The organism is Haematomicrobium sanguinis DSM 21259, from assembly GCF_000688395.1.
Classification (GTDB): domain Bacteria; phylum Actinomycetota; class Actinomycetes; order Actinomycetales; family Micrococcaceae; genus Haematomicrobium; species Haematomicrobium sanguinis.
The window spans coordinates 96,842-103,504 of the sequence record NZ_JIAG01000013.1 but is presented as its reverse complement, the minus strand read 5'-3'; the positions used below and the strand labels follow the sequence as shown (position 1 = coordinate 103,504).

Here is a 6,663-nt window from a genome sequence, read left to right as displayed (position 1 = left end):
AAGCGTCCACGAATGCGATCACCTGGGACCAAGGCCAAGAAATGGCTCACCACGCACAATTCACCATCGATACCGGTTGCAAAGTGTACTTCTGCGACCCGCACTCGCCCTGGCAGCGCCCGAGCAACGAGAACACGAACGGGCTCATCCGCGACTTCTACCCCAAAGGCACCAACTTCAACAACATTAGCGACGAGGACATCGCGAACACGGAACACCTCATCAACATCCGACCCCGCCGAATGCACGATTACCTCAGCGCAACCGTCAAACTGGAACAACAAATACAAGCAAACCGTGTTGCACTAGCCCCTTGAAACCGCCGTCCGGATGACCGTCGCACGTGGCAACTCGCGAATCGGCGGAGGGGCACCGGTCGCAGGAGACGGAAGGTTTGGGCAGCCGTGCGCGGTTAGCGGAGGAAGAGCGCGCGCAGCCGCGCCGTCGTGAGGGCCAGGCCGCCAGCTATCATCACCGCGAAATAGCACAAGTGCACCCAGATTCCGCCGAATTCGCCGACGCTAATCCCTCGCAACAGCTCAACGCCGTGCCACAGCGGCATCGCCATGATCAGCCATTGAATCGCCTCGGGATACACCGTGATGGGGAAGAACGTCGCGGAGAACAAGAACATCGGCAACATCACGAAGTTGATCCAGTCCATTTGCTGAAACGTCTTCATGAAGGAGGTGATCGCCATGCCCACCGACGCGAAGGCGAACGCAATGATGAGCGAGGCCGGAATCAACAACAGCCCCCAGGGCAACACCAAGAGACCCATAAAACCCATCACCGCGGTGAACCCGGTCGCATACAGCAGCCCGCGGAAGAGCGCCAAGAAAATCTCGCCAAACGCCACATCCAGCGGCCCCAACGAGGTGGAAAGCATCGCCTGGTAGAGCCGCGCATACTGCATTTTGAAGAACACGTTCCAGGTGGAATCGAACACTGCGCCATTCATCGCCGATACCGCCAGCAGCGCCGGAGCGATATATGCCGCATATGGCATTTCTTGCCCGCCGGGCCCGGTCACCGAACCCACCAGTGCCCCCATGCCGATCCCCATGGCTAACAGGTACAGCACCGGTTCAAAGAAACCGGAGAGCCACACCACCCACGTCGAGCCCTTGGCCGCCATCAACCCACGGTTGAACACCGCACGAATATTCCCGGAGTACAGGCCCGAGAGTGGCCCGCGGCGCACGGTCACCTCATCTGCCGGGCCCCCGCCAACACCGACACTCGCCGCCACCGGGGCCAAACCAGAAGCCGAGTCCGAATCCGAAACACTCATGCGTCCAACCGCTTCCTAAAGTTCCGCACCGACAGCAGGTACCCGATAAGAGCCAAAGCCACCAGGAACAGCACGTGCACCGCGGTCAGCCACCCGGGCTCGGCATAGGAGAAACTCACCACACGAGCCAGTTCAGTCCCGTGCCAAATCGGCGAAAGCCACCCAATCCACTGCAAATACCCGGGCAACACCGCCAACGGGTAGAACGTCCCGGAGAACAAAAACAGCGGCATGATGATGAACCGTTGAACAGTCGCAAACTGCCCGCGATCCTCGGTAATCGACGCCGCATACGCCATCACTGGCAACCCAAACGCCAACGCGGCCAGCAGCGAAATGGGAATCACTAACAGGGACTCCACCATCCGGTCCGTCGTGCGAAAGAGCTGCATGAACACCCAGAACACCACCGACCCAAACAGCACCCGCGCACACACCGCAAGCATCACACCCTGCGCAATTTGCGCCGAGGACAGCGCCGTTGCGTGCGGCGCATAGTACGTCCGCTGCCATTTGAACCCAGCCATGACCGGAAACGTGGTTTCCGTCGCCGCGACCATCACCGAGGTCGAAATCAAGATCGCCGGCGCCAAAAATACTAGGTAAGACACCCCTCCCGGAAGCGCCGCAGAGTTCCCGGATACCAGAGTCCCCAGCCCGAGCCCCATTGCCACCAAATAGATCAGCGGCTGTCCCACCGAATACGCGACCAGCACCACGCCGTACCGGCGCATATTCCGAATCAGGTATGAAGCCATGTACAGCGCACCGAACCGCCGTGCGCGCCTGGCCGACACCGCGGCCGTCACCCAGCCATCGGCTCGCACTCCGCCAGCCACACAACCCGCGGTAGCATCGTCACCAACCCCACGGCCAGCCCCGCCGCGGGGCACCACAGAAGCCTTCTCAGTCAATGAGACTCCTCCCGGTCAGCCGCAAAAAGACATCCTCCAACGAGGAACGCCGGACCAGACTCGTCACCGGGGTGAGTCCCCGAGAACGCACCGATTCAAGGAGAGCCTCGCCATCGTCGTCGTACATCAAAACCCGATCCGGCAACACCTCAACCCGCGACCCCAAACCCTCCAACTCGGCAAGGACCGCGGCGTTCCGGGAGGCGCCAAAGCGCAGCTCGAGCACCTCGCGCGTGGAGTACTCGCGGATGAGCGCGGCCGGGGAACCCTCGGCCATGATCGCCCCGCGATCCACCACGATGAGCCGGTCGGAAAGCTGCTCGGCCTCGTCCATGAAGTGCGTGGTCAAAATCAACGTGACGCCCTGCTCCTTGAGCCGAAACAGCCGGTCCCACAGGATGTGCCGCGCCTGCGGATCCAGCCCCGTGGTCGGCTCGTCAAGCAGCAGGATCTTCGGCTCGGACACGAGCGAGCGCGCAATCGTGAGCCGCCGCTTCATCCCGCCGGAGAGCGCGGTGACCTTCTCATTGCGCTTCTCGGTCAGTTGCGCGAAATCCAGCAGCTCCTCGATGCGCGGCATCAGATACCGCTTCGGCAGGCCAAAATACCGGCCGTACACGTACAGGTTCTCCCAGACGCGAATCTCCTCATCCAAATTGTCCTGCTGCGGCACCACGCCCAGGTGCGCGCGGACCTCCGGCCCCTGACTCGCCGGATCCAGCCCCATGATCCTCAGCTCACCGCCGGCGCGCGAGGACACGCCGCCAATCATCCGCATGGTCGTGGACTTGCCCGCGCCATTCGGCCCCAGCAGCCCAAACGACTCCCCCTCGGGCACACTAAAACTGATCGCATCCACGGCGGTGAAATCGCCATACTTCTTGGTGAGGTTCGTCGCCTCGATCACTGTGTTGTGGGTCACTCGCCAAGCCTAGCAAAATCGGTTGGCGTTCCCCAACGGCTTGGCTTAGTGAAGCACGACGGCGATGCCCGCCACACCTGCCACAAGGATCGTTGACAGGGTGGCTAACAGGAAGGGCTTCGCGCCCACCTTTGCGAGTTGGCGCACCTTCACCCCGCATCCAAGTGCGAACATCGCGGCCGAGAGCAGGATTGTTTGCATGACGGACGCCGCGGTGAGTGCGCCTTGCGGGACGTCGACGAGCGAACGCAAGACCACCATCGCTAGAAAGCCAACCACGAAAAGCGGCACCAGGGGTGGGCGCTTCGTGGCGCTTACGCCGACTCGCTTGCGCGCGCGGGCGCTCAGCACGGCGATGACCGGCGCGAGCATGAGCACGCGAGTGAGCTTGACGACGGCCGCAACCGCGAGCGCGCCACCGCCTAAGATGCTCCCCGCGGCAACGACTTGGGCCACCTCATGGATAGAGCCGCCCGCCCAGAGTCCGGCGTCTGTGCTGGGGAGGTCGAGCCACGCCGAGATCAGCGGCACCAGGGCAATCATTGCAGTGCCGAACATGACAACCAGTGCGACCGCGGTGATGGTGTCTTCTTCGGCTTGGCGGCGTTCTTGGGGATCCGTCGGCTCGATGACTGAGGCGGTCGCGGCAACGGCTGCGGCACCGCAAATGGAGAAACCGCAGGCTATGAGAAGGGTGAGCCGGGAGGGCACCTTGAGGATCTTGCCAAGCGCGACGGTGCCGAAAATGCCGACGACCACAATGGCGACGACACCGACGATCATGCCCCAGCCGAGCCCCAAGATATCTCCGAGGACGAGTTGCAGTCCGAGAAGCACAATTCCTGTCCGAAGCAATTTCTTCGCCGACACCGCCAGACCTGGAGACCACGAGTCGGGAATGCGCACGGCGTTGGCGAGGAGCACGCCAAGAACGATCGCGACGAGCAACGCGCTTACACCGGGTAACAGGAGGGAAACCGCTAGCGAGATGCCGGCGGCGATCAGACATGCGACGAGTCCCGGAGCCGTGGCGCGGATTGCGATCACTCGGTGGCCGAGGGCGGCGGAGCTGGTATTGGCCGGTCGGGCTTGTCGCTTAAACATCACTCCGACTTTCTCAGACGCCCTCCCCGAGCGGTAGACACCCAAATAGCATGCGGGCATATCATGGTGATATGCCCACCGTCCGGAATGTACTTCCCAACTTGGACGCGCTCGCGCTTTTTGTTGCGATCGTGGAGGGCGGAAGCCTGAGCGCAGCGGCGCGAAAACTCGGTGTACACCAACCCAACGCCAGCCGCGCCCTCAAGCAATTGGAGCGCGAACTTGGCGTCACACTGGTAAATCGATCAACTACGGGAACGGTTCCTACCGAAGCAGGTCGCCAGTTTGCCGAGCGCGCTCGCGTATTGCTGAATGAAGCCGCCTACTTTTCTAACTGGTGCAACCAGCTGACATCGACAACTTCTGCACAGTTAGAGGTGGTCGCGAGCATGACAATCTCCGAATTCCTGCTCCCGCGGTGGCTCACTGCTTTCGCGAAGGACTCCCCCGGAGTAAAGGTCACAGTGGACGTCGGCAACTCGACTCACGTCTTACAAAACGTGGAAGTGGGGAAAGCCGCACTGGGGTTTATCGAGACCACTCTCATCCCGACTCGCGTGAACAAAAAGCATCTGGGTGGAGACTACCTCCTAGTTGTCGTTGCACCGGGACACCCCTGGGCAGAGCGTACGAGCAAGGTCTCGCTAGAAGAGCTCGCCGCGACTCCGCTGGTCACCCGCGAGGCCGGCTCCGGCACGCGCGAGTCCTTCACCGAGATCCTTGCCCGACACCTTCCGGGAGTTCCCATCGCAGAGCCGGCGCACGTCGTCTCCAGTAATGCCGCCGTCCGCATTGCGGTCCAAACCGGCTCCTCGCCAGCGGTGCTGAGCCAGCACGCCGTCCAGGCGCAACTAGATAACGGAACCTTGCTTCAGGTACCGACCGAGATAGCGCTCGGACGCCCGTTGACCGCAGTATGGAAAGGAGACCTGACTCCAGCTGCACGAGCGCTCATCGACGTCGCCGCTACAAGTTTTCCCACCATGCGGTGACCCGCATTCCAACCAGTGTGAGCCACGTGGAAGGCTCACCTTCCGGTACATCGACATCGAACCAGATTTCGCCTGGAAGCCGCTTCCCTCGCGTCCAGGCTCCGTCCGCGTTGCGCGACCTGGTGACCATGCGCATGAGGTCCCCAAGCCTCGGATCGGGGGCAACGCCGTCGTACCTTGACGCCGCGCAAAAATAGTCCCGCGGAATGGGAATGTAAAGTTGTCTACCCAGGGGCCAACCAGCTCCCTCGTATTCTTTCGACCCAGAGCTGACCGGGCGAGCCGTCGCTCGGGTTGTTGTCCGCGGGGTCGGAGTGCAGCATCCACGCGGTTAAAGCGTCTATTTTCAGGGTGACAGGAAACGCTTCCGCCGCTCATCCCCTAGTTTCCTTTTCATCCCGCAATTACGGGATGAAAAGGAAACTAGGGGATGAGCGCAGAACAGGTGAGCGCCAAACCGGTGAAGCCTGGGCTACCTCGGCGCAGGTGTCACTTCCCGACAGCGGCGCGCTCGGCGGCCTCCACCACGTTCGTCAGCAGCAACGCCACTGTCATCGGCCCCACGCCGCCGGGATTAGGCGAGAGGTACCCCGCTACCTCGGCAACGTCGGGAGCAACGTCGCCGACAATCACCGACTTGCCGCTCTCGGAGTCCTCCTCGCGCGAGACACCCACGTCCAGCACTGCCGCACCGGGCTTCACATCCGCGGCCGTGATCATTCCGGGGACACCTGCCGCGGCGACGATCACGTCGGCCTGACGCAGGTAGGACGGTAGATCCAACGTCCCGGTGTGCGTCAGCGTCACCGTCGCGTTGATGTTCTTGCGCGTTAAGATCAGCCCGATCGAGCGGCCCACCGTGATCCCGCGCCCCACCACAACCACGTGTTTGCCGTGCAGGTCATAGTCGTTGCGCAACAGCAGCTCGATCGCCCCACGCGGCGTGCACGGCAACGGCGAATCGATCTTCCCCGACACCGAAAGCACCAGCTTTCCCAAGTTCATCGGGTGCAACCCGTCGGCGTCCTTGGCCGGATCGATGCGCTCCAAAATCGCGTCGGTGTCCAGGTGCTTGGGCAACGGAAGCTGCACCAGATACCCGTGGCAGGCGGGGTCGGCATTGAGCTCGTCAATGACAGCCTCCACCTCGGCTTGAGTGGCATCGCCGGGCAACTGGCGCTGGATCGAGTTCATGCCGAGCGCCTCGGATTGCCGGTGCTTCATCCCGACATACACCTGAGATGCCGGATCCTCGCCCACCAGAACGGTGGCGATTCCCGGCGTCACCCCGCGAGAGCGCAAGGCGTCGATCCGCTCGGCGAGTTCGGCCTTGATTTCGGCGGCCGCTGCCCGGCCGTCTAAAACGGTAGCTACCATGGTGACCCCTGTCCTTGGCGCGCCCAGGCACCCGGGCCGGGGACACGCCGTCGTACTTTG

General features: G+C 62.4%; 7 protein-coding genes. 2 read left to right on the top strand and 5 right to left on the bottom strand.

Going from position 1 to position 6,663, the window contains the following annotated elements; genetic code table 11:
• A partial coding sequence (locus O148_RS0111905) for an IS30 family transposase (RefSeq protein ID WP_035745987.1) occupies positions 1 to 317 on the top strand: 317 nt, incomplete at its 5' end.
• 95 nt (positions 318 to 412) lie between these two features.
• Here the strand turns inward: O148_RS0111905 and O148_RS0111900 are convergent.
• Genes O148_RS0111900 through O148_RS16370 form a run of 4 tightly spaced genes read right to left on the bottom strand, consistent with a single transcriptional unit; the run spans position 413 to position 4,234 of the window.
• On the bottom strand, positions 413 to 1,294 hold the full coding sequence (locus O148_RS0111900; RefSeq protein WP_084157283.1) for an ABC transporter permease: 882 nt from the start codon (positions 1,292 to 1,294) through the stop codon (positions 413 to 415).
• The gene (locus O148_RS0111895) at positions 1,291 to 2,208 is read right to left on the bottom strand and encodes an ABC transporter permease (RefSeq protein ID WP_240470860.1); all 918 of its coding nucleotides are present in this window, start codon (positions 2,206 to 2,208) and stop codon (positions 1,291 to 1,293) included. Before O148_RS0111895 ends, O148_RS0111900 begins: the two co-directional genes overlap by 4 nt.
• Positions 2,201 to 3,130, bottom strand: coding sequence for an ABC transporter ATP-binding protein (locus tag O148_RS0111890; protein ID WP_026531095.1), 930 nt, complete (start codon positions 3,128 to 3,130; stop codon positions 2,201 to 2,203). The genes O148_RS0111895 and O148_RS0111890 overlap by 8 nt, the downstream gene beginning before the upstream one ends.
• 45 nt (positions 3,131 to 3,175) lie before the next feature.
• Positions 3,176 to 4,234: a YeiH family protein gene (locus tag O148_RS16370; RefSeq protein ID WP_035745984.1), complete on the bottom strand. Its 1,059-nt coding sequence runs from the start codon at positions 4,232 to 4,234 to the stop codon at positions 3,176 to 3,178.
• Positions 4,235 to 4,305: 71 nt separating this feature from the next.
• Here O148_RS16370 and O148_RS0111880 point away from each other — a divergent pair, with 71 nt between their 5' ends.
• Positions 4,306 to 5,226: a LysR family transcriptional regulator gene (locus tag O148_RS0111880; RefSeq protein WP_026531094.1), complete on the top strand. Its 921-nt coding sequence runs from the start codon at positions 4,306 to 4,308 to the stop codon at positions 5,224 to 5,226.
• A gap of 489 nt (positions 5,227 to 5,715) precedes the next feature.
• Here the strand turns inward: O148_RS0111880 and O148_RS0111875 are convergent, their stop codons facing one another.
• Positions 5,716 to 6,603 (bottom strand): bifunctional methylenetetrahydrofolate dehydrogenase/methenyltetrahydrofolate cyclohydrolase, encoded by an 888-nt coding sequence (locus tag O148_RS0111875; RefSeq protein WP_026531093.1) that lies wholly within the window; start codon positions 6,601 to 6,603, stop codon positions 5,716 to 5,718.
• Positions 6,604 to 6,663: the final 60 nt, after the last annotated feature.

Excerpts from the sequence above, each read along its gene's own strand:
- O148_RS0111880 (WP_026531094.1), top strand. The coding sequence starts at position 4,306 with ATGCCCACCGTCCGGAATGTACTTCCCAACTTGGACGCGCTCGCGCTT.
- O148_RS0111900 (WP_084157283.1), bottom strand. The coding sequence starts at position 1,294 with ATGAGTGTTTCGGATTCGGACTCGGCTTCTGGTTTGGCCCCGGTGGCG.
- O148_RS16370 (WP_035745984.1), bottom strand. The coding sequence starts at position 4,234 with ATGTTTAAGCGACAAGCCCGACCGGCCAATACCAGCTCCGCCGCCCTC.
- O148_RS0111875 (WP_026531093.1), bottom strand. The coding sequence starts at position 6,603 with ATGGTAGCTACCGTTTTAGACGGCCGGGCAGCGGCCGCCGAAATCAAG.